This window comes from Chryseobacterium sp. Chry.R1 (assembly GCF_039645525.1).
Lineage (GTDB): Bacteria > Bacteroidota > Bacteroidia > Flavobacteriales > Weeksellaceae > Chryseobacterium > Chryseobacterium proteolyticum.
The window spans coordinates 4365570-4383909 of record NZ_CP151793.1; the positions used below are offsets into that span (position 1 = coordinate 4365570).

Genomic DNA, 18340 nt, shown 5'->3' on the forward strand with positions numbered 1-18340 from the left:
AATTAGAAAAAACTCAAAGTATGGAAAAAGAACACAATCTTGTCCCGGAGGATACATTATGGAAAAGATTTCTTTATCGTGTTATTTACCGTTCCGATACCAGATTGGGAAAGCTTTTCGATATTATATTGTTGGCATTAATCCTTGTCAGCACACTTATCATTATGATGGAAAGTGTTCCGAAGCTGGATCAAAGATTCCATCTTACATTTATTGTTTTTGAATGGATTATTTCTTTATTTTTTTCCGCAGAATACCTGCTGCGTATTATGGTCGTAAAAAATAAGAAAAATTATATCTTCAGCTTCTTTGGAATTATAGATTTTCTTGCCCTGGTTCCTTTCTACCTCAGTTTTTTCTTTCCGGTAACCAAATATTTCCTGATATTCAGAATGTTGAGAATGCTAAGGGTATTTAGAATTTTCAATTTACTGGATTTTATGAATGACGGATATCTCATTGTACGGGCATTGAAAAACAGTTCAAGAAAGATCTATATTTTCCTGTTGTTCCTTATCATTTTTTCGGTGATTGTAGGTTCTCTGATGTTTATGGTGGAAGGAGGAAGAACCGGTTTTGAAACCATTCCCCAATCTATTTACTGGGCTGTGGTTACAGTAACTACAGTAGGTTACGGAGATGTTTCACCCATTACACCTATGGGAAAATTTTTTGCAGTTATACTGATGCTTGCCGGCTACTCTATTATTGCTGTACCCACCGGTATTGTAACGGCAGAGATGAGGAATAAAAGACAAAACCTGGAAAAGATCTGCGAACGTTGCGGAAATGAAGATATTGATGATGATGCGAGGTACTGCAAACAGTGTGGCAAGAAATTAGCTTGATACCATTTATCAAATTAATCTATTAACCCAATACCACAAAATCATGGAACCAAAAAAGAAAAACAAGCCCAATAGTTTAGTTATTATTCTTTTTGCTTTAGTTGCATTAATGATCATTATTTATTTTATACTAGCTATGTTCTTCCCTACTGTTTTTGAACATATGAGCACAGGTGATATACAACCTGTTCCTAATAAATAAAAAAGGTGGCTGATGCCACCTTTTTTGTTGAATATAAATTACTTATTTCTTAATTACTTTGGTCGTCTTTTTAGAGCCGTCCTTCATTTCAAGAGTAACCAGATACAATCCTGATTTCAGATCCTCCAAATGAATTACCGTATCTGGGCTTACGATCATTTTAACCAATCTTCCTGAAACATCTGATACAGAAATAGATTTAACGTTATCAATATCTGCAATGTTCAGAACATCAGTAAACGGATTCGGATAAATTCCACTGGCTTTTTTAATTAAAGCAGGAGTTGAAATACCTGAAGCATGTCTATCTGAACTCTCTTTATTGATATTGATCGTAAACGCTCCTTCGAGCTCATCTGTATACTCGCTATAATATCCTACATTCACATAATAAACAGTTCCGGATATAGTTGGAACAGACAATGTTTCAGTCTCTCCATCTGCCATATTATCTACAGTATCCACACATACTAAACTGCCGCATGTTCCACTGAAAACACCAATCTGAGGATCGAAATCACTTCCTGAAGGCATACTCACGGTAATATTAACTGTTTCTCCGTCACCAACAAATGTGAACCATGTTCCATCATTCATTCCACTTTCACAAGCGGTGATAAATCCTCCGTTATTTGTTGCACCACCTCCGTCAGTCTGCACATAAGTATAAGGGAAAGAAGATGCCAGCAGAGCTCCTGAACATTCGTCATTAGCCGGTGCCGGTGGAATACTTCCGACACAGATGTCAAAGCTTTGATTGCTTCCTGTTCCATAGTAGCTGTAAACTCTGATGTAATAAGTTTGTCCTATAGTTAGCCCGGAAACAACAGCTGACGTAGGATCCGAACAAAGAATGCTGGATAAAGTACCACAAGATCCGCTAAATACCTGGAAGTAAATATCATCATCATCTTCTGTACCGATAGAAGTTATATTCAGAAGAGAGATTTTCTGGCTTGTTCCTGTCGCTACAAATTTAAACCACACGTCATCATCAGGATTACCATAGCAAGGAGCAGCAGCAATTCCTGAAGCCGTAGCTCCTAGTGTATAACCTGATGTTACTGTTCCACAATTGAGATCAGGATTCACCGTTAAGGTTACTGCTCCTATACAGTTATCATTCAGAGGAACCGGAGGGGCTGTTTTAAATTTCACTTCAGCGCATCCTGAAGATTCACCGGCCGCTGATACAGAAACCACCCGTAAATAATAAGTAGTATTTACACTTAATAAGGTAGGAACAGCAAAACTAGCAGCACTTACAGATTGTTGATTGATGATTTGTGTTCCACCAGGAGTTGTACCTATGGAAACTTTATATCCTGTAGCTCCTGCAACCGGGCTCCAGAGAATGGTAGGTAACAATGGAATAAACACGGCGTTATTTGTCGGATAAGTTACTGACGGACAAACGGGAACAGGTTTTGGTGTTAATCCGTTGATTGTAATGGCCGATTTAAAGGAAGCCTGATGCCCTACAGGAGGATAAACAGGATTCGGATTGGTCCCATCATTTCTGAAATAAAGAGTAGAATTAGGTGCTGAAGGATACACATGCATGATCTCGTCCCCATTATCATCATAATCGGCTGAATTTTCATCAACAGCGACCACAAGGTTATCTGTATTATTATAATGAAAAGGAGTCGCAAAAGTGATGTTGATAACTCCATTCACATTAGTAACTGTTCCGGCATACACCTGAGTCAGTCCGGAAACAGGGATCCAATCGGATTCGGTGTCGAAACTGGATTTTGTGGTAAGCCCTAAATAGACCACCCAATCTGAAGAATTAACCATTGACATCGACGGATTACTATAAAATGTAAGCCCTGTTATATTCCCTGCCGCATCAGCATTAATTTCCTGTTTTGAGAAAATCTGCTGCACATAGGAATATCCATAGTATGTACTGATCGGAGCTGGTCCTACATCAGTACTTCCCGAGCCCAAATTGATTTGAGCATTCAACACCATGCTTAAAAACAATAAGCATGAAAGTAAAATTTTTTTCATAAATATAATGTTTGGTATTAGACTACTAATTTACCAATAATACAGCAAGCATCGAAGAAAAATGACAGCTAAAATTTAGCTGTCATCAATATTTATGGATAAAATCGGATTCTATTTTTTAATTGCTTTGATCGTTTGTTTAGATCCGTCTTTCATTGTTAATGTGACCAGATATAGACCTGATTGAATATCAGCCAGATGAATAACCGGACCAGGATTATCAATTGTTTTTATCCATCTTCCGGAAATATCAGTAACCGTAACGGATTTTACATTAGCAATGTCAGAAATATTCAAAATATCTGAGAAAGGATTCGGATAAACACTGATTCCTTTCTTATTTCCTGCTACTTCAGAGGTTCCAAGATTATTTTTTGCTATATTAATCGTGAAAGTTCCTTCCATGTTATCCGTGAATCCACTGTAATTACCCACATTTACATAATATGTAGTACCAGGCTGAGTAGGTATTGATAGAGTTTCTGTTCCTCCGGAGCCATTATTATCTACTGTATCCACACATGCAAGGCTTCCACATGTTCCACTGTAAACACCGATCTGAGGATCAAAATCACTACCTGCCGGCATTGTAACAGTAATATCAAATGTTGCACCATCACCGGTAAATGTAAACCAGGTACCATCATTCATACTATCGGAACATACAGTTACAAATCCGCCATTATTTGTTGCACCACCTCCGTCAGATTGTACATAAGTATAAGGGAAGGCTGACGCCGTCAACGCTCCGGAACAATCATCATTGGCTGGTGGCGGTGGCATTGTACCTACGCAGATATCAAAACTTTGATTGGATCCTGTATCGAAATAACTGTAAACCCTCACATAATAGGTATCTCCAACAGTAAGTCCGGTTAAAACTGATGATGTATCATCGGAACATAGAATGCTCGACAATGTACCACAGGCACCGCTAAACACCTGGAAATAGGTATCATCATCATTGGTAGTTCCTACAGAAACCACATTCAGGAGTGATATTTTATGCGTTGTAGCAGTAGCAACAAATTTAAACCATACATCATCATCAGGATCGCCATAACATGGATCAGGAATTAAGCCTGAATCTGTTGCTCCCAAAGTATATCCTGCGGTTACAGCACCACAATTAAGATCCGGATTTACTGTTAAAGTAATCGCTCCCGCACAATCGTCATTCGATGGAGCTGGCGGAGAAGTCTTAAATGTAATTTCTGTACATCCTGAAGATTCACCGGCCGCTGATACTGAAACTACCCGTAGATAATAATTGGTATTAGCACTTAAAGGTGCAGCTGGAGTAAAGCTATTGGTCGCTACAGATTGTTGATTCACCACATCAGTTCCTCCCGGAGTTGTTCCTATAGAAACCTTATAACTTGTCGCTCCCGATGTATTATTCCAGTTGATGGTAGGTGATAATGGGATGAAGGTTGAATTATTTGAAGGATATGTTATGACAGGACAGGCAGCAATTGGATTTGCCGTTAATCCCAGAAATGTAATTACCGATTTATAATCTGCCAAATCTCCTGCCGGAGGTGAAGCCGGATCAGGATTGTTGCTGTCATTTTTATAAAACAAAGTAGAATTTGCGGCACCGGAATAAACATACATTGCCTCATCATTATTATCATATCCCGGCGAATTTTCTTCTGCAGCTACGACTAGATTATCCGTATTGTTATAAGGAAATGGTGTTGTAAAAGTAACTTCCACCACTCCGTTAGCATTGGTAATTGTTCCTGCATATACCTGAGTCAACTGAGAAACCGGTATCCAGTCTGTATCTGAAGTAAATCCTGATTTTGAGGTATGCCCGAGATATACCACCCAGTCGGATGAATTTGCCAAAGACATCGAAGGATCCAGGTAGAACTTAAGTCCCGTAATGTTTCCTGCTGCATTTGCATTGATTTCCTGCTTAGGGTAAATCTGCTGAACATAGGAATATCCGTAATAGCTACTGATCGGAGCTGTACCAACGTCAGTGCTTCCAGCGCCCAAATCAATCTGGGCGTTTAGTGCCATGCTTACAATCAAGAAACATGAGAGTAAAAATTTTGCCATAAAATAACAGTTTTAGTGTTTAATATACTAATTTACTAATAATATAATGAATAAAATAAAAAAATGACAGCTAATATCTTAGCTGCCATCATTATTTATAAATTAAATCGAATTCTATTTTTTGATCGTTTTAATCGTTTGTTTAGAACCATCTTTCAATTCAAGTGTAATCAGATACATTCCTGAATTCAATTCTCCTAACTGAAGAACCGAAGTAGGGTTCGCAATTGTTTTTACTAATCTTCCTGCCACATCAGAAACAGAAACAGATTTCACTTTAGAAACATCAGAAATGTTCAGCACATCTGCAAATGGATTAGGATAAACTTTAATCGTATTCTTAGCATTAGCTACTTCTGAAGTTCCCAGACTCGGATCCAGCATATAGCTGATATCATCTATAAGAACACTATTGGCAGGAGTTCCTGTATGTTTAAATACAAGCTTGTTAACACCAGCCGGCACTCCTGTAATACTAAGTTGGTAATCATCAGCAACCGTTACACTTGTAGAAGTATACGTTCCCAATACTACAAAAGTTGAAGTATTAGCAGGATCTGTTAAATAACCGATCTGAACAACTCCTCCGGCAGTATAATTTGCTCTTGCCTTAAATTTAAGGATGTAGTTATTAGACTGTAGATTTGCAATTTCAGGAGTCGCTAACATTCCTGTACTTGAGCCACTTGTATAAAGGTACAATGCATTAGCCCCACTGATTATAGCACCAGTATTTGCACTCGTATAAGCCATTACTTTCGCATAACTAACGGTAGAACCTATACTTGTCCAGCATGGAGGAAGACTTCCTTCCGCTGTTGAATCAAAGTTTTCAGTCAATGTTTGTGATGTAATACAAGCAGTTGTAAATGTTGCCAATTGAGACCATGCACTTTTATCTGAAGAACTACATACTGAACGTACCCAAACATAATATACGGTAGCTGCAGTAAGATTATTTAAATCAGCCGTAACCGTAGTACTCGTTCCCGATGCTTGAGTAGTAGCAGTTGGAGCCGTGTTAGAAGTAGAATAATAATACTCATAACCACCGGCAGGTACAGTAGCAGGAGCAGTCCATGAAATCGTTGCCGTAGTAGCCGCTACATTCGATACTACCAATGCAGAAGGCTCAGCACAAGTCGGTGTAGCATCAATAACGATATTATCTACGTACAATCTGTTCATATCAGCATCTGAGTATGCATTAAATCCAAAATAATACACTCCGGAAGCTGCAGGAACAAAATCTACAGTTGCAGAAATTGGTGTAGTACCATTGGTTACATTAGGGTAATCTGCTAATACGTTGGTCATTGAAGCACTGGATTCAGCAGTACCATAAGCTACTTTCAGTTTTTCAGGATATGTAGTACCACTTGCATTTCCATAGATGTATTTTATTCTGTAAGATACTCCCCCTGTAAGGTTAATACCTTGCGTATAAAACCATGCATTAGCAGCATTTGAACTATTGTAAGTGTAGTTAAGAACCTTAGTATTGAAGCCTCCTCCCGCAGAAGAATAGGTTGTCCAGTTATTACCATTCCCTGCATTTTCAATAGAAGTACAAGCTGGCAATGCAGGAGTCGATACACTTTCGAAATTCTGAGAGTAAGGAATATTGGTTGGTCCACAAATCGTAGAGAAACTTCTTTCTGTACAAGATGACGACGTACTTGTTGGGCTGTAGGAATTTACAGTATAATAATAAGTACTGCTTAATGCTAATGGAGTAGTAAATGTATATGTAGTAACATTTCCTAAATCCAGATTATTCAGGATATCTGTTCCACCTGGTGTAGTTCCTACAGTAAGTTTATATCCTGTAGCAGAATTTACCGCACCCCATGTAATGGTAGGAGTTAATGGCTGTCCGATAGCCCCTGCAGATGGTGCAGATACAGTCGGGCAAACTACTGCGCGTGTTGTGAAAGAAGTACTTGTACATCCGGATGCAGATCCAATGTTATTCTTCGGAATTACTGTTACATAATACAACGTTGAATAATTCAGCGCTGAAGTATTTGGAATGATATAGCTGGTTACTGCACCCACATCAAGACCATTTACAACATCAGTTCCCCCTGCTGTTGTTCCGATATTTAATGTATACCCTGTTGCAAAGGCAGCAGAAGCCCAGGTAATAGTTGGTGTTACCGAGATTCCTGTTGCTGCATCGGCAGGAGCTGAAATCTGAGTACATGAAGGCGCATTTGTTAAGGTCTGAGCTAGCTGAACATCATCAAACCCCATATAGAAGTCTCCGGTAGATGTACTTGTGCTTTTCAGTCTGAACTTAAAGCTTGCGCCTGTTGGGATAGTTCCCGCAGGAATTGTTCCTGAAACGGTCGTACATGGAATCGGGGTTCCGTTAGGACTATCAAGAACCACAGGCGCTAGGATATCAACCCATGTCGTCCCTCCATCTACAGAGTAATCAGCAGCTACACTTCCGCTAACGGCACCTGAAGTACTATACCCTTTCGCAAGATATTTGAAAGAATACGTAAGCGCAGTTGCATTAGAAGTTGTGGAAGAATAGGTCAAATTCCAACCTGTGTAGGTAGATCCATAAATATTCTTATAGACCGCTTTGCTCCCGACACAGGCCGTACCCGCACTTGTCCCATACCCTCCAGGTGTGGAACTCGTCCCTGATCCGGTCGTTGTACTGGCCCATCCTGAAGGCAAACTTGAGCCTTCGAACCCCTCAGTAACTAAAATCTGTGCAGATGCCCCTATACCAAGAGCCATCATACACGTGAGTAGAAGTTTTTTCATATATGGTAGAAAATTTAAATTGGACGGTAAATGTAAATAATATTTCAATTAAATTCAATAAAAACTTAAAATCGTTATTAAATAAGATACCTTTTAACCAATTTTATTAAACAAAACCAAACAATCATTTAATTTTATTTAAAAACTCAACAAATATTGAATTAAATTAAACTACTAATAATCAATTAATTACAAAATTAATTTTGAAGTCACTCATTGTTAAAATCCACTTGAGATACCACAGAAAAAAAATATTAACTTTTTTTAAACTATTTTTAAATATTAAATTAAATACCACAAAAAAAGCGGTCAAAAACCGCTTTTTTTTAATCCAATTATCTTTTAATTTAAATAAAATTCATATTTATTGAGCAACTGAATCTCTTTAATGAGGTCCCCATTCAGATCAACGGAATGTTTCATGGACTGTACTTCAATCTGTGAATCATCTTCAATATCCTTAATATAAAATTTAAACTTCTGATCTCCGCGGTTCCTATCCAGCACATTTCTGAAAAATTCCAGATCCTCAGGTCTGAAATCCATAACATCCATGACCAGAGAGATGCTTTTCGCAAATCTTTCAAATGCTTCCTGAAGTTCGATCACATCATTTACATTAACAAAAACACGTCCGTCCTTCACCTGGGCGAATTTTATTTTAAAAATAACGAAACGCTGGACTTCCAGCTTTTCCTTTAGCTTCATATAATCTCTATCCCCTAATCTGAATGAATATGATCCAGAATAATCCTCAAGGGTAACGAAAGCTACCTTTTCACCACTCCTGAAACCATCCTGAACCCTGTATTCAGTAATCAGACCGGCCACAGTATATTCTTTTCCGCCACCTCCATTTTCTCTTTCCTTCTGTAAGGTTTTCCAGTCCTTTTTCTTTTCTTCAAATAGTTCTTCCTGCTTATTAGCGAAGGCTTGTTCTTTATATGCATCCACCTCATCAAGGTTCAGGAATAAAAAGTTACCTTTTGGTTCTGCCTTTTTAACCACCTCTTCAATAATTTCTTCTCCTCCCAAAATCTCATCAGAAACAATCTCCGTTAAATCAACGGTTTCTTCCTGAGAATCTGCTTCAAGAATAGGGGCTTCATCTACAACCGCTTTATTATGTTCATCTTTTTCCAGAACAGATTTCTTTGAAAGGCTTCCCTGTATAAACTGGAACTGATATTTAAATTCATCCAAGGGATGCGCGGAAAGATAGAAGCCAATTATTTCTTTTTCTTTGTTCAGCTTGTGCATATTCGGCCATTCCGGACAAGGTGCTAATTTAGGCTGTTCAATCTGAACCTCTTCCGCAAAATCCGCGAAAAGGGAATTTTCCATTTCATTCTTTCCTTCCTGAAAGCTCTGTCCATATCTTATCAAACGCTCCAGGTTTGTTTTGCCCGCGGCATCAATGTCAAAATACTGTCCCCTGTGAAACGTGTCCAATTCGTCAAATGCACCGGCCAAAACCAAACTTTCAGCCACTCTCTTGTTCATCTGTGAAGGTAAAATCCTTTCAAAGAAATCATAAATATTCTTGAATCTTCCGTTTTCTCTTTCACGCGTTATGGCCTCACTAGGTCCCTCCCCGATTCCTTTAATCGCTCCCAATCCGAAGCGGATCTGTCCTTTTTCGTTTACTGAGAATTTATATTGAGATTCATTAACGTCAGGACCTAATACATCAACTCCCATACTTTTACAATCCTCCATGAACATGGTAATGGAGTCTGTATTGTTAATGTTATTACTCATAACACTCGCCATATACTCTGCCGGGTAATTGGCTTTCAGATAAGCAGTCTGATAAGCAATAAATGCATAGCATGTTGAGTGAGATTTGTTGAAGGCATATTCCGCAAAGGCTTTCCAGTCATTCCAGATTTTCTCCAGCCTTTCTTCGTTCAGGTTATTTTTTCTACCCCCTTCAATGAACTTAGGATACATTTTATTAAGAACGTCGATCTGTTTCTTACCCATCGCTTTTCTCAAAGTATCCGCTTCACCTTTTGTAAAATTAGCCAGCTTCTGGGACAAAAGCATTACCTGCTCCTGGTAAACGGTGATCCCGTATGTTTCCTTTAAATATTCTTCTGTTTCCGGTAAGTCATACACAATCTCTTCTATTCCGTGCTTCCTGTTAATGAAGTTTGGAATGTATTTGATTGGTCCCGGACGATATAAGGCATTCATGGCAATAAGGTCGGCAAAAACCGTTGGCTTAAGCTCCCTCATATATTTTTGCATTCCGGGACTTTCATATTGGAAAATCCCTACCGTTCTTCCTTCCTTAAATAATTGATAGGTCTTAGCATCATCAAGCGGAATAAGATCCGGATCAATATCTACATTATAACGAGCCTTTACAAGCTTCAATGCATCCTTAATAATGGTTAGAGTTCTCAGCCCAAGGAAGTCCATCTTCAAAAGACCGGCACTTTCCGCTACCGAGTTATCGAACTGAGACACCAAAATATCAGCATCTTTGGCCGCAATTGTTATAGGAACCAGATTACTTACATCTTCCGGAGTGATAATCACCCCGCAGGCGTGAATACCTGTATTCCTGATACAACCCTCCATCTTTTTCGCACTCGCAAGTACATTGTGACGGGCATCATCAGGACTTTGAAGAACATATCTCATTTCATCAACAAGCATCTGCTCTTCCGGTTTCAATTTATCGTATTTCGCCAGAGCTTTGGCAATATTCATTCCTGGTGTGGAAGGAATAAGCTTGGCTATATTATTCGTATCAGGGATCGGAACATCCAATACCCTTCCGGCATCCTTAATCGCAGATTTTCCACCCAGCACCGAATAGGTGATAATCTGAGCCACCTGGCTTTGTCCGTATTTTTCGATTACCCATTTGATCACTCTATCTCTTCCTTCGTCATCAAAGTCAATATCAATATCGGGCATAGATACCCTTTCAGGATTCAGGAATCTCTCAAATAGGAGATCATATTTGATAGGGTCTACGTTAGTAATCCCAATACAATAAGCAACTGCCGATCCGGCAGCCGAACCCCTTCCGGGTCCTACCCAAACTCCCATTTTACGGGCTTCATTACAAAAATCCTGTACAATAAGGAAGTACCCCGGATAACCGGTATTGGCAATTACTTCAAGTTCGAAATCGAGACGTTCCTTAATTTCATCCGTAATACCTGTATCCACATACCTTCTTTTTGCCCCTTCATAAGTAAGGTGGGTAAGATAAGCCATCTCCCCTCTTTTTCCTCCATCTACTTCATCTTCTGCATGGATAAATTCTTCCGGAATATCAAATTTAGGAAGCAATACATCCCTTTTTAATGTATACGGACTGAATTTGGCGAAAAATTCTTCATAAGCCTCAAAAGCATCAGGATAAGCCAAAAACGCTTCTTTTACCTCATCGGAATTTTTGATATAATATTCACCCGTCGCAAGACCTCTTCTCTTACCAAATCCTTTTCCTACAGGTGTTGAAAGCTTTTCACCATCTTTGATACAGCTTACGATATCCTGAATATTGGCATCATCTTTATTGGTATAAAAAGTTTCGTTCTGAGCTAATATTTTAACATTATATTTATCTGCCAGATACAACAATACTTCATTCAAATGCTCTTCCTCTGGAAGCTTGTGATTCTGAAGCTGAACGTAGAAATCATCTTCAAAGGTATCTTTCCACCACTTAAACAATTCTTCCCCTTTCTGCTCACCCGTGTTCAGGATCGCGCTTGGAATGTCTCCCAAAATCCCTGAAGTCAGAGCAATCAGTCCTTCCTTATACTCTGCAATCAATTCTCTGCTTATCCTTGGAACCCCAAAGTAAAATCCTTTAAGGAAACCAATACTTGAAAGTTTTGCCAGGTTCTTATATCCGTTAAAATCCTTAGCTAGCAGAACCACCTGTGTCCGTCTGTCCGGATCATCTTTTGTAAATTGTTTCTGTTCATAACGATCGGAGATATAAAATTCACATCCCACAACCGGTATCAACGGGTCAGAGACAGGCTCTTCTTCATTAAAATCCAATCCCTGCTCTTCAGCCTCCTGCTTCTTTGCAAGATATTCCTTATGTTTTTTCGATCTGTCTGAATTGGTAGCTTCTACGGCGGAAACAAATTTAAATGCCCCCATCATATTTCCCAGGTCGACCATTCCTACAGCAGGAAAATTATCCTCCGTGGCCTTATTGATCAGGTCAGAAATACTTGATGTAGCCGATAATGTTGAAAATACACTGTGATTATCAAAATGGAAATACTTACCAAGATCAATTTCTTCAATACTTCCAAAATCAGATTGTTTTTTCTTGTTATGGAAATCCGCAACCTGCCTTCTGATTACGATATCAAACGGCTTGATAGGATCCGGATGTAAGGTTTTAAAATAAGCAAGCTGATCTTCTGAAATTTTCAACACATCAGAAGGAATTACTCCTATTCTCATCATTTCAAAGAAAACCTGAGCAGTAGCATTTACGTCGGCAGCTGCATTGTGGGCTTCATCAAACTTATTTCCATATAATTTTTCATAAAGTTCTTCCAGTTTCGGCGGCTTAAATCTACCTCCTCTTCCACCCCCAAGCTCACAAAAATTCGTTCCCAGAATCATCGTGTCTGCTTTAGGTTTTTCCTGAAGAATGTCCTTTATATTTTTTCTGAAAAGCTCAGCTCCTACAATATTGTAATCAAACTCTACATTGTGTCCGGAAACAACCCTTACTTTTTCTAAGACTGTAGAAAACTCTTTAAGAATTTCTTCAAGGTCTCTACCTTCTTCATTGGCAATCTTCGTCGTAATTCCGTGAATACGGGCTGCATTAAAGGGAATATCGTATCCCTCAGGCTTTATAATATAATCCTGATTTTCAATCAGCGTTCCATCATCATCATGTAACTGCCATGCAATCTGCACCATTCTTGGCCAGTTATCGGAATCTGAAAGTGGAGCATTGAAATTCTTTGGTAACCCTGTTGTTTCTGTGTCAAAAACTAAATACATGTATTTTCTAGCTTTTTAATTAAAAAAGAGAATGTAAAGTTACTCCAATTTTTTTTGATCTGAATGAGTTTTTATCCATAAACGTCAATTCTGCCGATATAAATAATCCATAAAATAAGATAGCGCCTTAGTTAATATAGGTAATACCCAAGGCAGAAAAATTAAAAAGAAAAATAGATGATCACAAAATACTAACAGTTGTTCGTATTTTGTTTTTTTATGTATATTTGCTTCCTATGGAAAATACACTTCACGAGAAAGTTTCTCAGGATATTTTACTTAAAGCTTATACCCATATGATGCTTGCCAAAGCCATGGCAGACATCTACGAAGAAAACAGAAATGTTTGTAAATATGTTCATAGTACTTCAAGAGGTCATGAAGCAATCCAGCTGGCTACCGCATATCAGTTAAAAAAAGAAGACTGGGTTTCTCCCTATTACAGAGATGAAAGTATTCTTTTGGGGATAGGATTTGAGCCATATCAATTGATGTTGCAGCTATTGGCAAAAGCAGAAGACCCTTTTTCAGGAGGAAGATCTTACTACTCCCATCCGTCCAGCAGGGATGAAAAAATGCCAAAGATCATTCACCAGAGCTCAGCAACAGGAATGCAAACCATCCCGACTACTGGTGTAGCACAGGGAATAAAATATATTCAGGATTTTAATTTACAGAATTTTGAAAACAACCCGGTTGTTGTGTGCAGCCTGGGTGATAATTCGGTCACTGAAGGTGAAGTAAGCGAAGCATTACAGTTTGCTGCCTTACATCAGCTTCCGATCATCTTCCTTGTTCAGGATAATGAATGGGGAATTTCTGTAACCAAGGAAGAAGCACGGACTTGCGATGCTTATGATTTCGTTGCAGGATTTACAGGTCTCAGCAGAATGAGAGTAGACGGAACTGACTTTGCGGAAAGTTTCGAAGTGATGAAAAAAGCTGTAGACTTTGTAAGGACCGAAAGAAAACCATTAGTGGTTTGTGCAAAAACGGTACTTATCGGACACCATACATCAGGCGTGCGAAGAGAGTTCTACAGGGATGATGAAGATCTTGAAAAGCACAGAGCTAAAGATCCGGGAGAGATCCTGAGAAAACAATTACTGGAAACAGGAGTCGATGAAGAATTACTGAAACAGATCACGAAGAAGGCAAGGCTTGAAGTTGAAGAAGCTTTTGACAGAGCTCAAAAAGCAGAAGACCCGAAACCGGAAACCGTAATGCAGCATATTTTTGCTCCTACTCCAATTACCGAAGAAGTAGGAACCCGTGAACCGGCAGGTGGAGAAAAAATCGTAATGGTAGACGCTGCCATTCATGCAATTCAGGAACTGATGTGGAAACATCCTGAAGCATTGCTTTACGGTCAGGACGTAGGAGAGAGAATCGGTGGTGTTTTCCGTGAAACGGTTACATTAGGTAAAAAGTTCGGAAGCAAAAGAGTATTCAATACGGCAATCCAGGAAGCTTATATTATTGGATCTACTGCAGGAATGAGTGCTGTAGGCCTTAAGCCGATTGTAGAAGTTCAGTTTGCAGATTATATTTATCCGGGTATCAACCAGCTGATCACTGAGATTTCAAAATCAAATTATTTAAGCAACGGAAAATTTCCGGTTAGTAATATCATCCGTGTTCCGATTGGGGCTTACGGAGGTGGCGGACCTTACCACAGCGGTAGTGTTGAAAGTATTTTAGCCAATATTAAAGGGATTAAAATTGCGTACCCGAGTAATGCAGCGGATTTCAAAGGTTTATTAAAAGCAGCTTATTATGATCCGAATCCGGTCATCATGCTCGAGCACAAAGGTCTATACTGGAGTAAAGTGCCGGGAACCGAAGATGCTAAAACAATTGAACCAGCAGAAGATTATGTACTTCCGTTTGGTAAAGGAAAGGTTATTATTGAAGCTGATAAGGATGAAACATCCAAAGGAAGAACGCTATTGGTGGTAACCTATGGTATGGGAGTTTACTGGGCGAAAGAAGCGGCAAAAAATTTCAACGGTAGAATTGAAGTGATTGATCTGAGGACATTAATCCCTCTTGATGAAGAACTTGTTTTCGAAAGGGTAAAAGCCCATGGAAAATGTATTGTTCTTACAGAAGAACAAATTAATAATTCATTTGCTGAAGCTTTTGCGCACAGAATTTCCAAAAATTGTTTTAAATACCTTGATGCACCGGTGGAAACAATGGGCTCTCTGAATACCCCGGCAGTGCCTATCAATCTGATCCTGGAAAAAGAAATGCTTCCAAATGCCGAAAAGCTGACGAAGAAAATAAAAGAAATGTTACAATATTAAATTTTATCTATAAAACACAACCTCTAATTATTTAGAGGTTTTTTTATGCTCTTTTTTTACTAATTTTAAAAAAGTATTTGTTTCCATTATATACTTGAATACAGATGATTAAAATTAAAAAACTACAAAAGAGGCTTATGATCCGTGCAGAATAAAGTCCATAACCTTTTTTTATGGTATTTATTTTGCTAAACAAAATCTTTATAAAAACACATCTCCTTCTATGATCACAACAAAATATTTCAACTATAAACAAATATTTAATCTTGCAGGTTCTCATTTAATATGGCTTACCGCATGGTGTACCCTTGTAGCAGCAATTTATTATTTCTTCAACTGGCAATGGATGATCATTCCTTGGGTACCGCTGGCATTAATTGGAACGGCAGAAGCTTTTTACGTAGGATTTAAGAATAACCAGGCTTACGACAGGTTATGGGAAGCCAGAAAAATCTGGGGCGCTATTGTCAACTCAAGCCGTTCTTTTGCGGCAATGCTTTATGCTTTTGAAACCGAAGATGCTGATCATACCAATCTCGAGGAAAGGAGAAAAACAATTGCCTACCGCCACATAGCATGGTTGTATACTTTCCGCGAACAGCTTCTTGCTCCCACCGAATGGGAACACATCAGTCTTAAAAAACATTTCGGCGCCATCAATATCAGACGTCACAGATTGATGAAAGCAGGATTTCCTGATTATGGGAGAACACCTATTTTTTTACATAAATATCTTTCTGCTGAGGAATTTGCCCTCCAAGCGGATTACAAGAACTTTGCAACCTTTCTAATTTCAAAACAGGCAAAAGAAATCAACGAACTGAAAAACGACCATACCATTTCAGATTTCAATCAGATGCAGTTACAAAGCTGTCTCAATCAGTTTTATGATTTTCAGGGACAGGCTGAAAGAATTAAAAAATTCCCTTCGCCCCGACAATTTGCAAGTACAGCATTCGTTTTCAATGTTATCTTTATTATGCTGCTCCCTCTTGGTCTTGTGAATGAGTTCGCAAAGTTGGGTGACTGGGGAATATGGACAAGCATCCCATTCTGCGTAATAGTGGGATGGATCTACATCGTAATGGAACTTGTAGGAGATTATTCCGAAAACCCTTTTGGAGGACTCATGTTCGATATTCCTATGTTATCCATCTGCAGAACAATAGAAATTGATGTCCTTCAGATCATGGGAGAAGAAGATCTTCCGGAGCCAATCGCATCAAAGAATGGCGTCCTTGTTTAGCAAATCTTTTTAAAGAATAATAGCCGTAGTATTCTTCACCTCAGAGATCATAAAAGAACTGTGAGTGCTTGCGATGTGTTGTAAAGTTGTCAGTTTTGTTAACATGAAATTTCTGTAATCAGCTATGTCCTGTACACAGATTTTAAGAATATAGTCATAATCGCCGCTTACATGAAAACATTCTGTAACCTCATGCAGATTCATCACTTCCTTCTCAAACTGGAGAACATATTCCTTTTTATGCTGGGTAAGTTTAACGTGGCATAAAACCATAAAATCCTTCTGGATCTTATGTTTATCCAATATCGCTACATATTTTGAAATGACCCCTGTATTTTCAAGCTTGCGTACTCGTTCATATATCGCTGTAACCGATAAACCAAGCTTATAAGACAGCTCTTTAGTGGTTTGTTTCGAATCTTCCTGCAAAAACAACAGCAGTTTCTTATCTGTTTCATCAAAGACCATAGATTTTTTTTTGGAAAAAAGTTATTTCACTCAAATATAATAAACATATTTTCTACAATAATCCAAATTTATAGATTTATACTCTAATATTTATCAAAACCATTGTAATAAAACTTAAAATAACTCAAATTTAAAAACAAAAACAATGGAAGATTTCAACGCAGCAAACGAAATACAGGACTTACAATACTTTGGAGAATTTGGCGGAGTAAATCCTTCAATTTCTGACAGTTCAACCTACACTTTTCTTTCAGCTAAAACAATGTTCGATACATTCGAAGGAAATGCAGAAGGTTGCTATCTATACTCCAGACATTCATCTCCAATGAACCTTTATCTGGCTCAGGCTTTAGCCAAATTGGAAAACACGGAAGCCGCCAATGTTACCGCATCAGGAATGGGAGCAATTACATCCGTACTTTTACAGGTTTGTAAAAGTGGTGACCATATAATTTCCAGCAGAACAATTTATGGAGGAACCTATGCATTTCTGAAAAACTTCCTTCCTCCTTTTAATATCGAAACCACTTTTCTGGATATCAATAATATTGAATGGATCGAAAAGTCGATACAGCCCAACACTAAAGTTATTTATTGTGAAAGTGTAAGCAACCCGCTCCTGGAAGTTGCAGATCTTAGAAAACTTTCTCAAATATGTAAAAAACATAATCTTAAGCTGATCGTTGATAATACATTCTCCCCTCTTTCAATTTCTCCGACTTTATTGGGAGCTGATATTGTAATTCATAGTTTAACAAAATTCATCAACGGAAGCAGTGATACCGTGGGAGGCGTTTATTGTGGATCACAGGAGTTTATAAATGATACCAAAAACGTAAATAACGGAGCTTGTATGCTATTGGGACCAACAATGGACAGTTTCCGTTCGGCCAGTATTCTAAAAAATCTGAGAACACTTCACATCCGGATGAAGCAGCATAGCTATAACGCACAATATCTTGCTGAAAAATTCGAGCAGGATGGATTAAAAGTTTCCTATCCTGGATTGCCCTCTCATAAAAATCATGAACTCATGAAAAGCATGATGCATGAAGAGTACGGATTCGGAGGCTTGATGACTTTAGATGCAGGTACAACAGAAAAAGCCAATGAGCTGATGGAACTGATGCAACAGGAAAATTTAGGATATCTTGCTGTAAGTCTCGGTTTTTATAAAACGTTATTCTCTTGCTCAGGCAGCTCAACATCATCTGAAATCCCTGAAGAGGAAAGAATTGCAATGGGAATATCTGACGGATTGATCAGATTCTCGATAGGTCTTGATCACGACATTGAAAGAACCTATCAAAAAATGAAAGAATGCATGGTAAAAACAGGCGTTCTCCACCATGAAAACACATCCATATACTAATCAATCATTGTAATA

General features: G+C 38.5%; 10 protein-coding genes. 5 read left to right on the forward strand and 5 right to left on the reverse strand.

Translation table 11 applies throughout. The features are described 5' to 3' along the window. Positions 1–20 precede the first annotated feature (20 nt). Both AAEU33_RS19480 and AAEU33_RS19485 read left to right on the forward strand, forming a co-directional pair. Positions 21–848 carry an ion transporter gene (locus AAEU33_RS19480; protein WP_172277193.1) on the forward strand — a complete coding sequence of 276 codons (828 nt, stop codon included), beginning with the start codon at positions 21–23 and terminating at the stop codon, positions 846–848. 43 nt (positions 849–891) lie between these two features. Next, entirely contained in the window at positions 892–1050 is a 159-nt protein-coding gene (locus AAEU33_RS19485; RefSeq protein ID WP_172277190.1) for a hypothetical protein, read from the forward strand. Positions 1051–1092: 42 nt separating this feature from the next. Here AAEU33_RS19485 and AAEU33_RS19490 read toward each other — a convergent pair whose 3' ends face one another. From AAEU33_RS19490 to dnaE, 4 genes are all read right to left on the reverse strand, one after another. Further along, positions 1093–3069, reverse strand: a complete 1977-nt coding sequence (locus AAEU33_RS19490) for a T9SS type A sorting domain-containing protein (RefSeq protein ID WP_345989788.1) — start codon at positions 3067–3069, stop codon at positions 1093–1095. A 111-nt stretch (positions 3070–3180) separates the two neighbouring features. Beyond that, positions 3181–5139, reverse strand: coding sequence for a T9SS type A sorting domain-containing protein (locus tag AAEU33_RS19495; protein WP_345989789.1), 1959 nt, complete (start codon positions 5137–5139; stop codon positions 3181–3183). A 114-nt stretch (positions 5140–5253) separates the two neighbouring features. After that, positions 5254–7923, reverse strand: coding sequence for a T9SS type A sorting domain-containing protein (locus AAEU33_RS19500; protein ID WP_345989791.1), 2670 nt, complete (start codon positions 7921–7923; stop codon positions 5254–5256). 342 nt (positions 7924–8265) lie between these two features. Beyond that, a complete protein-coding gene (dnaE, locus tag AAEU33_RS19505; RefSeq protein WP_345989793.1) occupies positions 8266–12930 on the reverse strand; it encodes a DNA polymerase III subunit alpha in 4665 nt (1554 codons plus the stop codon). A 236-nt stretch (positions 12931–13166) separates the two neighbouring features. On the opposite strand from dnaE, the gene AAEU33_RS19510 reads away from it, so the two are divergent. Continuing rightward, a complete protein-coding gene (locus tag AAEU33_RS19510) occupies positions 13167–15239 on the forward strand; it encodes a thiamine pyrophosphate-dependent enzyme (RefSeq protein WP_345989794.1) in 2073 nt (690 codons plus the stop codon). Positions 15240–15462: 223 nt separating this feature from the next. Further along, positions 15463–16485, forward strand: a complete 1023-nt coding sequence (locus tag AAEU33_RS19515) for a bestrophin family ion channel (protein WP_172277172.1) — start codon at positions 15463–15465, stop codon at positions 16483–16485. A gap of 9 nt (positions 16486–16494) precedes the next feature. Here the strand turns inward: AAEU33_RS19515 and AAEU33_RS19520 are convergent, their stop codons facing one another. Continuing rightward, on the reverse strand, positions 16495–16953 hold the full coding sequence (locus AAEU33_RS19520; protein WP_172277169.1) for an Lrp/AsnC family transcriptional regulator: 459 nt from the start codon (positions 16951–16953) through the stop codon (positions 16495–16497). Positions 16954–17098: 145 nt separating this feature from the next. Between AAEU33_RS19520 and AAEU33_RS19525 the strand changes: the two genes are divergently transcribed. Next, complete coding sequence (locus AAEU33_RS19525) at positions 17099–18325, forward strand: aminotransferase class I/II-fold pyridoxal phosphate-dependent enzyme (protein ID WP_172277166.1); 1227 nt, start codon at positions 17099–17101, stop codon at positions 18323–18325. The last annotated feature ends 15 nt before the right edge of the window (positions 18326–18340 follow it).

Bases quoted from the DNA above. Each gene is read 5' to 3' on its own strand.
- AAEU33_RS19485 (WP_172277190.1), top strand. From the start codon at position 892: ATGGAACCAAAAAAGAAAAACAAGCCCAATAGTTTAGTTATTATTCTT.
- AAEU33_RS19490 (WP_345989788.1), bottom strand. From the start codon at position 3,069: ATGAAAAAAATTTTACTTTCATGCTTATTGTTTTTAAGCATGGTGTTG.
- AAEU33_RS19495 (WP_345989789.1), bottom strand. From the start codon at position 5,139: ATGGCAAAATTTTTACTCTCATGTTTCTTGATTGTAAGCATGGCACTA.
- dnaE (WP_345989793.1), bottom strand. From the start codon at position 12,930: ATGTATTTAGTTTTTGACACAGAAACAACAGGGTTACCAAAGAATTTC.
- AAEU33_RS19515 (WP_172277172.1), top strand. From the start codon at position 15,463: ATGATCACAACAAAATATTTCAACTATAAACAAATATTTAATCTTGCA.
- AAEU33_RS19520 (WP_172277169.1), bottom strand. From the start codon at position 16,953: ATGGTCTTTGATGAAACAGATAAGAAACTGCTGTTGTTTTTGCAGGAA.
- AAEU33_RS19500 (WP_345989791.1), bottom strand. From the start codon at position 7,923: ATGAAAAAACTTCTACTCACGTGTATGATGGCTCTTGGTATAGGGGCA.
- AAEU33_RS19480 (WP_172277193.1), top strand. From the start codon at position 21: ATGGAAAAAGAACACAATCTTGTCCCGGAGGATACATTATGGAAAAGA.
- AAEU33_RS19525 (WP_172277166.1), top strand. From the start codon at position 17,099: ATGGAAGATTTCAACGCAGCAAACGAAATACAGGACTTACAATACTTT.
- AAEU33_RS19510 (WP_345989794.1), top strand. From the start codon at position 13,167: ATGGAAAATACACTTCACGAGAAAGTTTCTCAGGATATTTTACTTAAA.